The 14,861-nt window shown below is 70.1% G+C and carries 16 protein-coding genes; 12 read left to right on the top strand and 4 right to left on the bottom strand.

Translation table 11 applies throughout. The features are described 5' to 3' along the window. The first annotated feature begins 141 nt into the window (after positions 1–141). On the top strand, positions 142–1,383 hold the full coding sequence (locus tag ACFQ7F_RS41020) for a glycosyltransferase family 39 protein (protein WP_383282936.1): 1,242 nt from the start codon (positions 142–144) through the stop codon (positions 1,381–1,383). Positions 1,384–1,422: 39 nt separating this feature from the next. Here the strand turns inward: ACFQ7F_RS41020 and ACFQ7F_RS41015 are convergent, their stop codons facing one another. After that, positions 1,423–2,058 (bottom strand): PH domain-containing protein, encoded by a 636-nt coding sequence (locus ACFQ7F_RS41015; protein ID WP_383282933.1) that lies wholly within the window; start codon positions 2,056–2,058, stop codon positions 1,423–1,425. A 166-nt stretch (positions 2,059–2,224) separates the two neighbouring features. Here ACFQ7F_RS41015 and deoC point away from each other — a divergent pair, with 166 nt between their 5' ends. The 3 genes from deoC to ACFQ7F_RS41000 are packed head-to-tail and all read left to right on the top strand — an operon-like array spanning position 2,225 to position 5,528. Continuing rightward, entirely contained in the window at positions 2,225–3,187 is a 963-nt protein-coding gene (deoC, locus tag ACFQ7F_RS41010) for a deoxyribose-phosphate aldolase (RefSeq protein ID WP_383282942.1), read from the top strand. A gap of 3 nt (positions 3,188–3,190) precedes the next feature. Beyond that, positions 3,191–4,645, top strand: coding sequence for an aldehyde dehydrogenase family protein (locus ACFQ7F_RS41005; protein ID WP_383282930.1), 1,455 nt, complete (start codon positions 3,191–3,193; stop codon positions 4,643–4,645). After that, positions 4,638–5,528 carry an aldehyde dehydrogenase family protein gene (locus tag ACFQ7F_RS41000; RefSeq protein WP_383282928.1) on the top strand — a complete coding sequence of 297 codons (891 nt, stop codon included), beginning with the start codon at positions 4,638–4,640 and terminating at the stop codon, positions 5,526–5,528. The genes ACFQ7F_RS41005 and ACFQ7F_RS41000 overlap by 8 nt, the downstream gene beginning before the upstream one ends. Positions 5,529–5,619: 91 nt before the next feature. On the opposite strand, the gene ACFQ7F_RS40995 is transcribed toward ACFQ7F_RS41000, so the two are convergent. Beyond that, the gene (locus ACFQ7F_RS40995; protein WP_383282925.1) at positions 5,620–6,357 is read right to left on the bottom strand and encodes a TetR/AcrR family transcriptional regulator; all 738 of its coding nucleotides are present in this window, start codon (positions 6,355–6,357) and stop codon (positions 5,620–5,622) included. Positions 6,358–6,503: 146 nt separating this feature from the next. Between ACFQ7F_RS40995 and ACFQ7F_RS40990 the strand changes: the two genes are divergently transcribed. Continuing rightward, a complete protein-coding gene (locus ACFQ7F_RS40990; RefSeq protein WP_383282923.1) occupies positions 6,504–7,112 on the top strand; it encodes an NADPH-dependent FMN reductase in 609 nt (202 codons plus the stop codon). A gap of 29 nt (positions 7,113–7,141) precedes the next feature. Beyond that, positions 7,142–8,653 (top strand): MDR family MFS transporter, encoded by a 1,512-nt coding sequence (locus tag ACFQ7F_RS40985; protein WP_383282920.1) that lies wholly within the window; start codon positions 7,142–7,144, stop codon positions 8,651–8,653. A gap of 23 nt (positions 8,654–8,676) precedes the next feature. Here the strand turns inward: ACFQ7F_RS40985 and ACFQ7F_RS40980 are convergent, their stop codons facing one another. Then, the gene (locus ACFQ7F_RS40980) at positions 8,677–9,093 is read right to left on the bottom strand and encodes a hypothetical protein (protein ID WP_383282917.1); all 417 of its coding nucleotides are present in this window, start codon (positions 9,091–9,093) and stop codon (positions 8,677–8,679) included. Between the two features lie 123 nt (positions 9,094–9,216). On the opposite strand from ACFQ7F_RS40980, the gene ACFQ7F_RS40975 reads away from it, so the two are divergent. Next, positions 9,217–9,855, top strand: coding sequence for a uridine kinase (locus ACFQ7F_RS40975; RefSeq protein WP_383282915.1), 639 nt, complete (start codon positions 9,217–9,219; stop codon positions 9,853–9,855). 167 nt (positions 9,856–10,022) lie between these two features. Here ACFQ7F_RS40975 and ACFQ7F_RS40970 read toward each other — a convergent pair whose 3' ends face one another. After that, the gene (locus ACFQ7F_RS40970) at positions 10,023–10,802 is read right to left on the bottom strand and encodes a SigE family RNA polymerase sigma factor (RefSeq protein WP_383282939.1); all 780 of its coding nucleotides are present in this window, start codon (positions 10,800–10,802) and stop codon (positions 10,023–10,025) included. A gap of 213 nt (positions 10,803–11,015) precedes the next feature. Between ACFQ7F_RS40970 and afsQ1 the strand changes: the two genes are divergently transcribed. The 5 genes from afsQ1 to ACFQ7F_RS40945 all read left to right on the top strand — a co-directional run bounded on the left by afsQ1 (position 11,016) and on the right by ACFQ7F_RS40945 (position 14,805). Further along, positions 11,016–11,693, top strand: coding sequence for a two-component system response regulator AfsQ1 (gene afsQ1, locus ACFQ7F_RS40965; protein WP_266873095.1), 678 nt, complete (start codon positions 11,016–11,018; stop codon positions 11,691–11,693). Continuing rightward, positions 11,690–13,264 (top strand): ATP-binding protein, encoded by a 1,575-nt coding sequence (locus ACFQ7F_RS40960; RefSeq protein WP_383282910.1) that lies wholly within the window; start codon positions 11,690–11,692, stop codon positions 13,262–13,264. The genes afsQ1 and ACFQ7F_RS40960 overlap by 4 nt, the downstream gene beginning before the upstream one ends. Continuing rightward, a complete protein-coding gene (locus tag ACFQ7F_RS40955; RefSeq protein WP_383282907.1) occupies positions 13,261–13,863 on the top strand; it encodes a hypothetical protein in 603 nt (200 codons plus the stop codon). The genes ACFQ7F_RS40960 and ACFQ7F_RS40955 overlap by 4 nt, the downstream gene beginning before the upstream one ends. 96 nt (positions 13,864–13,959) lie before the next feature. Continuing rightward, positions 13,960–14,508: a VanZ family protein gene (locus ACFQ7F_RS40950; protein ID WP_383282904.1), complete on the top strand. Its 549-nt coding sequence runs from the start codon at positions 13,960–13,962 to the stop codon at positions 14,506–14,508. 93 nt (positions 14,509–14,601) lie between these two features. Further along, a complete protein-coding gene (locus ACFQ7F_RS40945) occupies positions 14,602–14,805 on the top strand; it encodes a PspC domain-containing protein (protein ID WP_344523558.1) in 204 nt (67 codons plus the stop codon). Positions 14,806–14,861: the final 56 nt, after the last annotated feature.

Below are 14,861 nucleotides of genomic sequence, written 5' to 3'. Positions count from 1 at the left end.
TCTGGGGGGGCCCCCCCCCCCACACCGCCCGCCACCCCTCCGTTTTTTCCCCCATCCCCCCCGGCCGACGAGCCCGGGGCCGGCCCGCACCCCCGGGAAGGGTGACCGGCAGCGCACGATCACGTTCCGGGAGCTGCCGCAGTGCCGTACGGACCGACCCCAGAGACCTCCACCTCGACCGCTTCGGCGCCCACCGCCGCACCCTGGATCGCCCAACCGTCCCGCCACCCCCGCAGCACACCGAACCGCGCCCTGGGCCGCCTGCGGCACGCGTCACCCGCACTCCTCGCGTACGCCGCCGTACGCCTCTTCGGTGCCCTGGTCTTCGCCCTCTGGGCGCGCAGGGACCACCGGGACGTCTGGCATCTCCTGGCGGAGTCGTGGGACTGCGACTGGTACCTGAAGATCGCCGACACCGGCTACACGCACACCCTGGGCACTCAGATCGACGCGAACAACCTCGCGTTCTTCCCGCTGCACCCCCTGCTCATCAGGGCGGGCAGCGTGCTCGTCCCGGAGCCGCGCGGGGCCGTTGGGCTCGCGATCGCCGTCGTCTGCTCGTTCCTCGCGGCGTGGGGGATCTTCGCGGTGGGCGACCGCCTGTACGGCCGCAGGGTCGGCGTCCTGCTCGCCGCCCTCTGGGGCTCGCTCCCCGTCGCGCTCGTGCAGTGGATGGGCTACACGGAGTCGCTCTTCACGGCGCTCACCGCGTGGGCGCTGTACTCCGTGCTCACCGGGCGCTGGATCTGGGCGGGCACGCTTGCCGCGCTCGCGGGACTGACCCGCCCCACTGGGGTCGCGCTCGCGGCCGCGGTCTCCCTGACGGCGCTGCTCACGCTGTGGCGCCAGGGAGACCGCAGCCGCCGGGGCAAGGACCGCCGTATCGCGGTACGAACTCTCCTGGGCGCCCTGCTCGCCCCGCTCGGCTGGCTCTCGTACGTCGCCTGGGTGGGGTTCCGGCTCGGGCGCTGGGACGGCTACTTCGCCGTACAGACGCTGTGGCGCAACGAGTGGGACGGCGGGGTCGGAACCCTGCGGACCGTGCGGGACCTCCTGGCGGTCGAGCGTCCGCAGCTGTTCCTGATGATGGTGACGGCGACGCTGCTCGCGTCCGCGGCGCTGTTCGTCCTGTCGGTGGGTGACCGTCAGCCGCTGCCGCTGCTGCTCTTCACGGGCCTGCTGCTCCTGATCGTGCTCGGCAGCAAGGGCGTCTACTTCCCCCGGGCCCGCTTCCTGCTCCCCGCCTTCCCCCTGCTGCTGCCGCTCGCGGCGGCGCTGGCACGCGCGCGCGTGCATGTCGCCGTCACGGTGATGGTGGCCGCTGCGGTGACGTCGGCGGCGTTCGGGGGCCACATGCTGCTGGGGTGGCACGGCCCGCCGTGAGCACGTGGGCCCTCCTGGCCGATGTAGCCGACGTCTCTCCTAGCCGATGGCGAACAGCACCGCGAGCAGCACCGCCCCGACCACGGCGGGGGCAATGACCTCGTAGCCCCAGCGCACCGAGGGCTCGCCCTGCGCGGACTCCGCGCCGACGCGCTGCTCGGAGAGTTCGCGCAGGTCGTCCATGATCTGGTCGCCGGGCGCGCGGAGGGAGTGCGCCTCGGCGGGCCGCCGCGCGTTCACGACGCTCGGATCACCGGCGGCCGCCCCCTGCGACTTCCTCCGGGAGGCCTTCTTGCGGCCGCGCAGGGAGACCGGGATGGCCCAGATCTGGTACTTGGTGCCGGACTGGGTGAAGACCTCGTTCGAGTACCCGGAGCGGAGACCCGAGACGGACGCCCACGGCAGCGTGATGGTCCTGAAGGGGTTCCGGATGCGGAGCCGGTCGTCGTTGGCGTACACGGCGGGGCGCACGGTGAAGGCGACGACGAGCGGCACCGCGAGGAGCAGCCCGGCGAGCGCGAGCCACGGGGTGCGGCCCTCGCCCCGGAACATCGCGTCGATGCCGAGCCAGCCGCCGAGGGCGAGCAGCAGGACGCCTCCGGCGATACCGCCGGACGACCGGAAGGTCCGGTCCTTGTACTCGGGCTCCGCCACGGGGGGCTGGGGGTCGGTCATACCCCTGATTCTGCCTGAGGCCCGGCGCGGGAGGCCTGCGGGTCCCTCGCCGGGCGCCCGCGGGCCCCTAGCCGGACGCCCGCGGGTCCCGCCACGCCTCCCCGCCTCCGTTCCGACCCGCCCCCTGTACAGCCGCTACGCGCGTAGATATGCTCCCCTCGTGACCATGCCCACTGCACCCGCAACTGCACACGCACACGCGCTGAGCGACGCCACAGCGTCGGACCGGACGCTGCGCCGTTTCCTCCACGGGCTGCCCGGCGTCGACACGGTCGGCCTCGAGGCGCGCGCCGCGGCACTCGGCACCCGTTCGATCAAGAGCACGGCGAAGGCGTACGCCATCGACCTCGCCATCTCGATGATCGACCTGACGACGCTCGAGGGCGCCGACACCCCGGGCAAGGTCCGGGCGCTCGGCGCGAAGGCCGTGCACCCGGATCCGACCGACCGCGGCACCCCGATGACCGCCGCGGTCTGCGTCTATCCGGACATGGTGGCCACCGCCAAGGAGACCGTCGGCGACAGCGGCGTCAAGGTCGCCTCCGTCGCGACCGCCTTCCCCGCGGGCCGCGCCGCCATCGACGTGAAGCTCGGCGACGTCCGCGAGGCCGTCACGGCGGGTGCCGACGAGATCGACATGGTCATCGACCGCGGCGCCTTCCTCGCGGGTGACTACATGACGGTGTTCGAGCAGATCCGCGCCGTGAAGGAAGCCTCCGGCGAGGCCAGGCTCAAGGTCATCTTCGAGACCGGCGAGCTGTCCACGTACGACAACATCCGCCGTGCGTCCTGGATCGGCATGCTCGCGGGTGCGGACTTCATCAAGACCTCGACCGGCAAGGTCGGCGTCAACGCGACCCCCGCGAACACCCTCCTGATGCTGGAAGCCGTGCGCGACTTCCGCGAGCAGACCGGGGTACAGATCGGCGTGAAGCCCGCGGGCGGCATCCGTACCTCCAAGGACGCGATCAAGTTCCTCGTCCTGGTGAACGAGACGGCGGGCGCGGACTGGCTGGACAACCACTGGTTCCGCTTCGGCGCCTCATCGCTCCTCAACGACCTGCTGATGCAGCGCCAGAAGCTGGCCACGGGCCGCTACTCCGGCCCCGACTACGTGACGGTGGACTGACCCATGACTTCCACACCTTCGGCTTCCGCCGCTTTTGAGTACGCGCCCGCACCGGAGTCCCGCTCCGTCGTCGACATCGCGCCGTCGTACGGCCTGTTCATCGACGGCGAGTTCGTGGAGGCGGCGGACGGCAAGGTCTTCAAGACCGTCTCGCCCTCCACCGAAGAGGTCCTCTCCGAGGTCGCACAGGCCTCCTCCGAGGATGTCGACCGCGCGGTGAAAGCAGCCCGCAAGGCTTTCGAGAAGTGGTCGGTCCTTCCGGGCGCCGAGCGCGCCAAGTACCTCTTCCGTATCGCCCGGATCATCCAGGAGCGCAGCCGCGAACTGGCCGTCCTGGAGACCCTCGACAACGGAAAGCCCATCAAGGAGACGCGCGACGCCGACCTCCCCCTGGTCGCCGCGCACTTCTTCTACTACGCGGGCTGGGCCGACAAGCTCGACCACGCGGGGTACGGCGCGGACCCGAGGCCGCTGGGCGTCGCGGGCCAGGTCATCCCCTGGAACTTCCCGCTCCTGATGCTGGCCTGGAAGATCGCCCCGGCCCTCGCGACGGGCAACACCGTTGTCCTGAAGCCCGCGGAGACCACTCCCCTGAGTGCCCTGTTCTTCGCGGACATCTGCCGCCAGGCGGGCCTGCCCAAGGGCGTCGTCAACATCCTTCCCGGGTACGGGGACGCGGGCGCGGCCCTGACCGCCCACCCGGACGTGAACAAGGTCGCCTTCACCGGCTCGACCGCCGTCGGCAAGGCCATCGCGCGCCAGGTCGCGGGCACGGACAAGAAGGTCACGCTCGAACTGGGCGGCAAGGGCGCGAACATCGTCTTCGACGACGCCCCCATCGACCAGGCCGTCGAGGGCATCGTCACCGGCATCTTCTTCAACCAGGGCCAGGTCTGCTGCGCGGGCTCGCGTCTGCTCGTACAGGAGTCGGTCCAGGACGAGGTCCTCGACGCCCTGAAGCGGCGCCTGTCGACCCTGCGTCTTGGCGACCCGCTCGACAAGAACACGGACATCGGCGCGATCAACTCCGCCGAGCAGCTCGCCCGTATCACCGCCCTCACCGAGACGGGCGAGGCGGAGGGCGCCGAGCGCTGGTCCGCCCCGTGCGAACTGCCCTCGTCCGGCTACTGGTTCGCGCCGACGCTCTTCACGAACGTCACCCAGGCGCACACCGTGGCCCGCGACGAGATCTTCGGCCCGGTGCTCTCGGTCCTCACCTTCCGCACGCCGGAAGAGGCCGTCGCCAAGGCCAACAACACCCAGTACGGACTCTCCGCCGGCATCTGGACGGAGAAGGGCTCCCGCATCCTCGCGGTCGCCGATCGCCTGCGCGCGGGCGTCATCTGGGCCAACACGTTCAACAAGTTCGACCCGACCTCGCCCTTCGGCGGCTACAAGGAATCGGGTTACGGCCGCGAGGGCGGTCGCCACGGCCTGGAGGCTTACCTCGATGTCTGAGCAGCGTTTGAGTGTCTTCAAGACCTACAAGCTGTACGTCGGGGGCAAGTTCCCCCGCAGCGAGAGCGGCCGGGTGTACGAGGTGTCGGACTCGAAGAGCAAGTGGCTGGCCAACGCCCCGCTGTCGTCCCGCAAGGACGCGCGTGACGCCGTCGTGGCCGCGCGCAAGGCACAGGGCGCCTGGGCGGGCAAGACGGCCTACCTGCGCGGCCAGATCCTCTACCGCGTCGCGGAGATGCTGGAGGGCCGCAAGGACCAGTTCGTCCGTGAGGTCGCCGAGGCGGAGGGTCTGTCCAAGTCCAAGGCCGCCGCGGTCGTGGACGCGGCGATCGACCGCTGGGTCTGGTACGCGGGCTGGACCGACAAGATCGCCCAGATCGTGGGCGGCGGAAACCCGGTCGCGGGCCCGTTCTTCAACCTCTCGTCGCCTGAGCCGACGGGCGTGGTGACGGTCGTCGCCCCGCAGAAGTCGTCGTTCCTGGGTCTGGTGTCCGTCATCGCCCCGGTGATCGCGACGGGCAACACGGCCGTGGTGATCGCCAGCGAGAACTCCCCGCTCCCGGCGCTCTCCCTGGGCGAGGTGCTCGCCACCTCCGACCTGCCCGGCGGCGTCGTGAACATCCTCTCGGGCCGTACGGCGGAGATCACTCCGTCCCTCGCCGCCCACCAGGACGTGAACGCGATCGACCTCGCGGGCGTCGAGGACGACGTACTGGCGAAGGAGCTGGAGATCGCGGCCGCGGACAATCTCAAGCGCGTCGTCCGTCCACAGCCTGTGGACTGGTCGGCGGATCCCGGCACCCACCGCCTGACGGCCTTCCTTGAGACCAAGACGGTCTGGCACCCCACGGGCTCCCTTGGCGCGTCCGGCTCCTCGTACTGAGCCACTCGAGCCACTCGAACCACTCCCCGCACGACGAAGCCCCGGCCCTCCTCCGTCCAGGAGGTCCGGGGCTTCGCCCTTTCAGCGCGCGTCAGATGCCGAGCCGCGCCGCGATCCCGTCCAGGACGCAGTCCAGGCCCGTCTCGAACGCCCAGGTGGCGTCGTCCTTGCGCTGCGACCGCAGACCGTAGCGCCGGTACGTGGGGTAGCGGTCGGTCTCCATGAGGTACGTCATCTGCGGCGCGAGGCCCATCCGGGTCTCGGCGCCCGACGACCAGCCCTCGGCCTGCGTCCACTCGAGGAGGGCCACCTCGGACGAGGCCGCGCCGTGGGCGTACGCGCTGACCGTACGGAAGGCCGTCATCATCGTGTCCTCGTCGAGCCCGAGGCCGTCGAGCGCCGCCAACTGCCGCTCGGCGATGGCCATCCGGCCCGGCGTGAGCACGAACAGGGCCGTGGGCAGCTGACCCACCCACGGGTGGCGCAGCATCATCTCCCGGGTCAGCAGGGCGAAGGCCCGCAGCACCTCACGCCACTCGGTCAGCTCCTCGGGGATCCGGTGCTCGGCCGCCACCCGCTCGGCCATCAGCGCCCACAGGTCGTCCTTGCCCGAGACATGCCGGTACGCCGCCATGGGTGCGACCCCCAGCTCGGTGGCGAGCCGTCGCATGGTGACGGCGGCGAAGCCCTCCGCGTCGGCGACCTGCACCGCCACGGCACCGATCCGCTCCAGGGACAGTGACGCCCGCGGCGCGGCGGCCGGTTGCTCAAGACGCTCCCAGAGCGACTTGTCCGGCGCCGCCTTGCCGTCCTTCTTCTGGCCAGCCACAGCCGGGCACCTCTCTCGGATCGTCGCTCGGATCGTCGGAACGTGAGCGTACAGCGTATCCCTCAGTAGACGCTGTACACACAGTGCGTGTACGTTGTACGCAGCTCGATACGCCGTACACATTCACGCGTTCCAGGGGGATCTTCATGTCCAGCACCAGCCGAACCAGCCGCCGTCCTCTCCGCGTGGCCGTCATCGTCGCCAGCACCCGCGAGGGCCGGTTCGCACCGGTCGTCACCCGGTGGCTGACCGCGCATCTCGACCAGCGCGACGACATGACCACCGATGTCGTCGACCTCGCCGAGACCCCACTGCCCACCGTCTTCCCCGCCTTCGGACAGCCGCCCGCACCCGGCACCGAGGAGGCACTCGCCCTGGTCTCGCCGCGCCTCGCGGCGGCCGACGCGTTCCTCTTCGTCACGCCGGAGTACAACCACAGCTTCCCGGCGTCCCTGAAGAACGCCGTCGACTGGCACAACACGGAGTGGCATGGGAAGCCGATCGGCTTCGTCTCCTACGGCGGCATCTCCGGCGGCCTGCGCGCGGTGGAACAACTGCGCCTCGTCATGGCCGAGTTGAACGCCACGACCATCCGCAACACGGTCAGCTTCCACAACGCCTTCGGCCGGTTCGACCAGGACGGCGCCGTCGACGACCCCGCGGTCGACACGGCGGCCAAGGCGCTGCTCGACCAACTGGCCTGGTGGGCGCACGCCCTGCGCGACGCCAAGTCCCGTACTCCGTACGCCGCCTGACGCGACGCCACAACCCACCAGGGGGAGCCATGACCCAGACCACAGAAGCGACGAACACGCCGGGCCCAGCGGACACCGGACCACCACACCCCGACGAGAGCGGACCGTCGAAGCTCGTCCTCTTCGGGCTGCTGCTCGGCCTGATGCTCGGACTGCTCGACGGCACGATCGTGGGCACCGCCCTGCCCACGATCGTCGGTGACCTCGGCGGCCTCGACCACCTCTCCTGGGTGGTGACGGCCTATCTGCTCACCGCCTCGGTCTCCACGCCCATCTGGGGAAAGCTCGGCGATCTGTACGGACGCAAGGGCAGTTTCATCTGGTCCATCGCGGTGTTCCTCGCGGGCTCGGTCCTCTCCGGGCTCGCTCAGGACATGGGGCAGCTCATCGCCTTCCGCGCCGTGCAGGGCCTCGGCGCGGGCGGCCTGATGGTCGGCGCCATCTCGATCATCGGCGTCATGCTGCCGCCGTCACAGGCGGGCCGCTCACAGTCGATGGTCGGCGCGATGATGCCCGTGGCGCTGGTCGGCGGGCCGCTGCTCGGCGGCTTCCTCACCGACCAGCTGGACTGGCGCTGGGTCTTCTACGTCAACGTGCCCATCGGCGGGCTCGCCCTGCTCATCATCGGCCTGCGCCTTCACCTGCGCACCGAGCGCGTCACGGCCCGCATCGACATCGCGGGCGCCGCCCTGCTCTCCACGGGCATCCTCGCCCTGACGCTGCTCGGCAGTTGGGGCGGCACGACGTACGGATGGACGTCGCCACAGATCATCGGTCTCGGCGTGATCGGCGCCGGATCCCTGGTCTGGTTCACGCGGGTCGAGCGACGGGCCGCCGAACCGATCATCCCGCCCCGGCTCTTCGCCGACCGCAACTTCACGCTCGCCCAGGTCCTCACCTTCCTGGTGGGCGCGGCGATGTTCGCGGCGTCCGCCTATCTGCCGCAGTACATGCAGTTCGCACGCGGCGCATCGTCGACGGCGAGCGGCATGCTGCTGCTCCCGCTGATGGCGGGCATGTTCGGGGCGCAGCTCCTGCTCGGCCGGATCACGTCCAACGGCGGCGGCTACCGCGCGTACACCGTCATCGGCGGGGCGGCGATCTCCGTCGGCGGCCTCGCGCTCCTCGCGGTCGGCGCGGACACCCCCACCGCCGTGACATCCGCGCTGACGTTCGTGCTCGGCGCGGGCATGGGCTTCCTGATGCAAAGCACCCTGCTCATCACCATCAACAGCGCGGAGCCGCGCGACATGGGCGCCGCCACCGGCACCACCACTCTCCTGCGCACGATCGGCGGCTCACTGGGCATCGCCGTCATGGGCGCCGTCTACGCGAGCCGCCTCACGTCGGGCGGCATGCCGGAGGGCGGCACCTCGTGGACGCCCGAGGCGGTCCATGAGATGCCGGACGAGGTACGGGAAGCGGTGCGCGCGGCGGTCACCAGCGGCATGCACGGCGTGATCCTCGGCGCCGCGCTGCTCGGCGCGCTGGCGTTCGCGGTGGCGTGGCTGGTGCGGGAAGTCCCCCTGCGGAAGGACTGACAGGGGTGACTCCGCGTCAGGGACTAGCCGGGCAGCAGCTCCGTGGCCTGACCCACGAGGGGCAGCTCGCCCAGCGACGCGCCCTTCGTCAGCGGGGCCGTCAACGGCGCCGTCGAGACCGGCTTGAAGTCCGCGATCTTGGTGCCCACCGCGTTGTCCAGCGGATCGGACCCGGTGCCCGCGAGCGGGTTGAGCTTCAGATCCTTGATGGGCGCGAGTCCACCCGCGGTGACCTCCTGCATCGCCCGGAGCACGCCCTCACCGGCCGCCGGCAGATTGTCGGATGCCTGGCTGTCGGATGCCTGGGGTGTGGGCGCGGGAGCGGCGTTCGCCGTCGCCGCGCCGCCGATGCCGAGCGCCGTGCCCGCGATGCTGACCGTCAGACCTGCGCGCAGCAGGGCGCGGGAGAGGTGCTTGGAGGCTGTTGCGTGCCGTGCCATGGGTACCGCCCATATCCTTTTGAGTAATCAGATGCCCACGTAGCGTAGTTGAGGTGTGTTGCGGGCACCAAAGCCCTACCCGTCGGGTCGCCTGGGCGGCTCAATGCCGCACACTGGTCTCTCGTGAGTTCCCATCTCCCGATACCCACCCGAGTCGTGCTGCTCGCCGGCCCCTCCGGTTCAGGCAAGTCGTCGTTCGCCGACCGCTCCGGACTTCCCGTCCTGTGCCTCGACGACTTCTACAAGGAGGGTGACGACCCGACGCTGCCGCAGGTCCCCGGCAGCACGGACATCGACTGGGACTCTCCCGCGTCCTGGGACGCGGACGTCGCCCTCGCCGCCATAGAGCAGCTGTGCCGTACGGGACGTACGCGCGTTCCCCTCTACGACATCTCCACCAGTTCGCGTACGGGCGAGTCCGCGATGGACATCGAGCGCACACCCCTGTTCATCGCGGAGGGAATCTTCGCGGCGGACATCGTGGAGCGGTGCCGGGAGATGGGCGTGCTCGCCGACGCGATCTGTCTCCGTGGCCGGCCGTCCACGACCTTCCGGCGGCGGCTTCTGCGGGATCTGCGCGAGGGACGCAAGTCCGTGGCGTTCCTGCTGCGGCGCGGATGGCGGCTGATGCGCGCCGAGCGCGCCATCGTCGCCCGGCAGACCGCGCTGGGTGCTCATCCCTGCGGGAAGGACGAGGCATTGGGGCGGCTTGCCGCTGCCGCGGCCGGACGGTGCGCCAAGGCGCGCGGGGCGGTTCTTTAGCAGCTCAAGGCTCGCGGGGCCGTTCTGCGAAAAGCAGAAGGACCGGAAAGACCCCCCGGCCTTCCGGTCCCGCCACTTGTTACCCCCGTGATCCCCGTTTTCCCCCGTGGACCCCGTTCCCCCCTGCCATCGCCGCCTCCCCCCGGGAGCGGCGACCCCCGTGATCCCTAGGCGACCAACTCGCCGAAGGACTCTTCCTGGTCACGGCCGAAGCTGAGGACCTCGTCCTCGCGCATCCGGCGCAGGGAGCGCCAGATGCTGGACTTCACCGTGCCCACACTGATGTCGAGGATGTCCGCGATCTCGGGGTCCGTGCGGCCCTCGTAGTAGCGCAGGACCAGCATCGTCCGCTGCAGTTCGGGGAGGCGGGTCAGGGCCTGCCAGAGAACCGCGCGGAGTTCGGTGCCACGCATCGCGTCCGTGTCGCCCGCCGTCTCCGGCAGCTCCTCGGTCGGGTATTCGTTGAGCTTGCGGCGCCGCCAGGCACTGATGTGCAGGTTGGTCATGGTGCGGCGGAGGTATCCGCCGACCGCGGCCTTGTCGCTGATCCTGTCCCAGGCCCGGTACGTCGAGAAGAGGGCGCTCTGGAGCAGGTCCTCGGCCTCGAAACGGTCACCGGTCAGGTGATAGGCGGTTGCGTACAGGGAGGCACGACGCTGCTGGACGTAGGCGGTGAACTCCGCCTCCGACGCTGATGTGCGTTCCCCCGTGTCCTCCCTGTACGCGGCTCCCCCGTGAGCCCCCCCATCGGTTCCACCGTTGTCACCGTGGGTTTCCCCCCGGTACGCGTCAACCACCGTCATGTACGCGGTGTGCTGACGCCCGGTGCCGCGAGCGCACCCCCGCCCGCTCACGGCACCGGACTTCTCGTGCCTCTCGGCGGTCCGGATCACGTCGTGGAGTCGCGTGATTACTGCGCTTGAGCTGGTGCTGTGCAGCGTGTTCATCTCGCGCCCCCCGTCGGTGGTGTCCGGCTTTTCCGTCTGACCAAAACTCTGCCCGACCCACTTCATGGCCGTGTCCGTCGACTGTCACAGGCCTGCAACAGCGGTTCCATGTGTGAGGGAGAAGTGTGGGATGGGGTACCGACCAGCCCTTTGAGGACCTGGGGGAGGACCAAGAGTCGAACTGTGACCGTGCCATGGGACAGAATGACGTCTGTGCCTTCCCTGTTGCTGATCGAGGACGACGACGCCATCCGAACGGCCCTTGAGCTTTCGCTCACCCGTCAAGGGCATCGGGTGGCTACTGCTGCCACCGGCGAGGACGGCCTGAAGCTGCTCAGTGAGCAGCGGCCGGACCTGATCGTGCTGGATGTGATGCTGCCGGGCATCGACGGGTTCGAGGTGTGCCGTCGCATCCGGCGCACCGACCAATTGCCGATCATCCTGCTGACCGCGCGCAGCGATGACATCGACGTGGTCGTCGGCCTGGAGTCCGGTGCCGACGACTATGTGGTGAAACCTGTGCAGGGGCGGGTGCTCGACGCCCGTATCCGTGCGGTTCTGCGGCGCGGTGAGCGCGAGGCCAATGACGCGGCGGCGTTCGGTTCGCTCGTCATCGACCGCGCCGCGATGACCGTCACGAAGAACGGCGAGGATCTGCAGCTCACACCGACCGAGCTGCGGCTGCTTCTCGAGCTGAGCCGCAGGCCCGGACAGGCCCTTTCGCGACAGCAGTTGCTGCGTCTGGTGTGGGAGCACGACTACCTCGGCGACTCCCGGCTCGTCGACGCGTGTGTGCAGCGCCTGCGCGCGAAGGTGGAGGACGTGCCGTCCTCGCCGACGCTGATCCGTACGGTGCGTGGAGTCGGCTACCGGCTGGACACGCCTCAGTGACCAAACCGCAGGACAGGCTCCGCGGTTGGGCCGCGGCGCGCAAGGCGATAATGGCGGGGCTCCGTTTCACGAGTCTGCGGCTCCGGCTCGTCGTGGTGTTCGGGCTTGTGGCGCTCACCGCCGCCGTGACGGCTTCCGGAATCGCGTACTGGCTGAACCGCGAGGCGGTCCTGACCCGCGCGCAGGACGCGGCCCTGAAGGACTTCCAGCAGGAGATGCAGACCCGCGCCGGCGCGCTGCCGCCCAACCCGACCCAGGACGAGCTGCAGCAGGCCGCCGGGACGATGGCCAACAGCAGCCAGCGCTACAGCGTGCTCCTGATCGGGCAGAACTCCGACGGCGACACGATCGTCGGCTACTCCGACCTGGACGCCTTCACGCTGGCCGACGTGCCCAAGTCGCTGCGCAAGACGGTGAACAAGGAGCAGCCGCTCACCTCCAGCAACAAGAGCCCGTACCACCTGTACTGGCAGCGGACCGTCGACAACGGCACCCCGTACCTCGTGGGCGGTGCCAAGGTGATCGGCGGCGGGCCGACCGGTTACATGCTCAAGTCCCTCGAGCCTGAGGCGAAGGACCTGAGCTCGCTCGGCTGGTCGCTCGCGATCGCCACCGGGCTCGCGCTCATCGGTTCCGCGCTGCTCGCGCAGGCCGCCGCGACCACCGTGCTCAAACCGGTGCACCGGCTCGGCGTCGCCGCGCGGCGGCTCGGCGAGGGCAAGCTGGACACGCGCCTTCGGGTGTCGGGCACGGACGAACTGGCCGATCTGTCACGGACGTTCAACCGGACCGCGGAGAGCCTGGAGAAGAAGGTCGACGACATGAGCGCCCGTGACGAGGCGTCGCGGCGCTTCGTCGCCGACATGTCGCACGAGCTGCGTACGCCGCTGACCGCGATCACCGCGGTGACGGAGGTGCTCGAGGAGGAGCTCGACGCGGAGACCGGCAGCGTCGACCCGATGATCGAGCCCGCCGTCCGTCTGGTGGTCAGCGAGACCCGCCGTCTCAACGACCTGGTGGAGAACCTGATGGAGGTCACCCGCTTCGACGCGGGCACGGCCCGGCTCGTCCTGGACTACGTGGACATCGCCGACCAGATCACGGCCTGTATCGACGCCCGTGCCTGGCTCGACGCGGTCGAGCTCGACGCGGAGCGCGGCATCATGGTGCGGCTCGACCCGCGCCGCCTCGACGTCATCCTGGCGAACCTGATCGGCAACGCCCTCAAGCACGGGGGCTCCCCGGTGAAGGTCTCGGTGCGGCTCGCGGGCGAGAAGCTCGTCATCGCGGTACGTGACGGAGGCCCCGGCATCCCCGAGGGCGTACTGCCGCACGTCTTCGACCGGTTCTACAAGGCGAGCGCGTCCCGGCCGCGTTCGGAGGGCAGCGGTCTGGGCCTCTCCATCGCGCTGGAGAACGCGCACATCCACGGCGGGGAGATCACCGCGGCGAACTCGCCGAAGGGCGGCGCGGTGTTCACGCTGTGGCTGCCGCGCGATCCGTCGGGGCTCCTTGACGAGACGGACGAGGGCACGGACGGCGACGACGCCGTCGAGGGGGAGAAACCATGAACCGCCGACGGCTGCGTGCCGCCCTCATCGCCGCCGCACTGACCGCGACGCTCGCCGGCTGCGGGATCCGCTCGACGGAGGTGCCGACGGACTTCGGTCCAGGGCCCTCCCGGGTGCCCTGCGTGATGTCCGGGTCGAGCATCGCGTCGCAGTCCACCAGCGGAGTCCCGGTGCAGGTCTTCCTGGTGTGCGCGGCGCAGCTGGTGACCGTCGACCGTTCGGTGCGGATCCCCACCAAGAAGGCGACGACCGACCGGGTCCGGATCGCACAGGCGCTCCTCGACGAGCTTGCGCACACCCCGTCGGGCCCGGAGAAGCAGGCGGGCTTCGCGACGGACGTACGCGCCGGGACGGTCGTCAGCGGCCCCCGCAAGGGGGACCCCGAGGACGCGCTGCGGTTCAGTACGTCTCCCGATGGCCTGTCGGCGTTCGCACTGGCTCAGATCGTGTGCACATTCGCGGACAGCGCGGCGGCGGACGACGACCGCCAGGTGATCATGGGCGGCCCCGGCGACGACCCGCTGCGCCGCTACGAATGCACCCAGTCGGTCCGCCAGCGCCCCGGAACGGTGGCTCCGCCCACCGAGACGGTGAAGTAGCCGAACAAGACAGTCACCCTGTGCGATCAGGACAGCGCCGCGTACCGGGAGGAGATACGCGGAACCGATCCTGCCACTAGGCGCGTCTTGGGGGGCGTGCGTCAAGGCTCGGGCGGCCACGGGGCTGCCATTCGCTTCCGTGCGACAGGAGGATTCCTCCTCGTCGCACATCTTCTGTTCGTCGCGTGGCTCACGCTGCGTCCACTGGACGTGCCCTGGGTCAGCGCGGCGAACCTTCAGCCGCTCGCCGGCATCAAGGCGGACCTGGCACTCGGTCCTGTCGAGGCGGCCCGGCACATAGGCGGCAGTCTGCTGCTTCTGGCACCGCTGGGCCTGCTGCTTCCGCTCGCCGGGGGGCGGGTCCATGTCTCCCCGCTCGGTTCGCTGGTGCGAACCGTCGCGGCCGGAGCACTGATCTCGCTCGGCATCGAACTGCTGCAGACCGGGGTTCCGGGGCAGGTCGTCGACATCGACTCGCTGCTCCTGAACACGGTGGGCGTGGCCCTCGCGCACATCGCCGTGGTGCCCGCGGTCAGGGCCAGACTCCGCCGCCATACTGACGGGGAGCAGCCCGCGGCCCTCCTGCGGGAGGACGCGCCTCAGGGGCCGACCCCGACGATTCCCAGGGTCGGTATCGCACCCTAGAGCGACGCCTCGCCCGCTTCGTGAACGTAGCTTTGAGTCATCGGGGTAAACGCCCCGAACGACCTCGTACCGACGGTTCACGAAGGAGCCCTCATGACCGCCCTTGCCCGCCCCACGAACGGCCGGATGATCGGCGGAGTCTGTGCCGCCCTCGCCAAGCGCTTCGGCACATCGGCGACCACGATGCGCGTGATCTTCGTGCTCTCCTGCCTTCTCCCCGGACCGCAGTTCCTGCTCTACATCGCGCTCTGGGTCCTGTTGCCCACCGAGGGCAAGGCCAGGCAGGCCGCCTGGTGAATCGGCGTCCTTCGCTGCCACATATGTACGCCGATGGGGCGCACCCTCGCGAAGAG

The organism is Streptomyces sp. NPDC056486, from assembly GCF_042795295.1.
Classification (GTDB): Bacteria; Actinomycetota; Actinomycetes; order Streptomycetales; family Streptomycetaceae; genus Streptomyces.
The sequence above is the reverse complement of the archived record's forward strand: the minus strand, read 5'-3'. Positions and strand labels throughout refer to the sequence as shown.

What these genes read in the sequence shown, in the direction of transcription:
- ACFQ7F_RS40945 (WP_344523558.1), top strand. Translation starts at nt 14,602, where the DNA reads ATGACCGCCCTTGCCCGCCCCACGAACGGCCGGATGATCGGCGGAGTC.
- ACFQ7F_RS41005 (WP_383282930.1), top strand. Translation starts at nt 3,191, where the DNA reads ATGACTTCCACACCTTCGGCTTCCGCCGCTTTTGAGTACGCGCCCGCA.
- ACFQ7F_RS40985 (WP_383282920.1), top strand. Translation starts at nt 7,142, where the DNA reads ATGACCCAGACCACAGAAGCGACGAACACGCCGGGCCCAGCGGACACC.
- deoC (WP_383282942.1), top strand. Translation starts at nt 2,225, where the DNA reads ATGCCCACTGCACCCGCAACTGCACACGCACACGCGCTGAGCGACGCC.
- ACFQ7F_RS40980 (WP_383282917.1), bottom strand. Translation starts at nt 9,093, where the DNA reads ATGGCACGGCACGCAACAGCCTCCAAGCACCTCTCCCGCGCCCTGCTG.
- ACFQ7F_RS41000 (WP_383282928.1), top strand. Translation starts at nt 4,638, where the DNA reads ATGTCTGAGCAGCGTTTGAGTGTCTTCAAGACCTACAAGCTGTACGTC.
- ACFQ7F_RS40955 (WP_383282907.1), top strand. Translation starts at nt 13,261, where the DNA reads ATGAACCGCCGACGGCTGCGTGCCGCCCTCATCGCCGCCGCACTGACC.
- ACFQ7F_RS41015 (WP_383282933.1), bottom strand. Translation starts at nt 2,058, where the DNA reads ATGACCGACCCCCAGCCCCCCGTGGCGGAGCCCGAGTACAAGGACCGG.
- ACFQ7F_RS40990 (WP_383282923.1), top strand. Translation starts at nt 6,504, where the DNA reads ATGTCCAGCACCAGCCGAACCAGCCGCCGTCCTCTCCGCGTGGCCGTC.
- ACFQ7F_RS40970 (WP_383282939.1), bottom strand. Translation starts at nt 10,802, where the DNA reads ATGAACACGCTGCACAGCACCAGCTCAAGCGCAGTAATCACGCGACTC.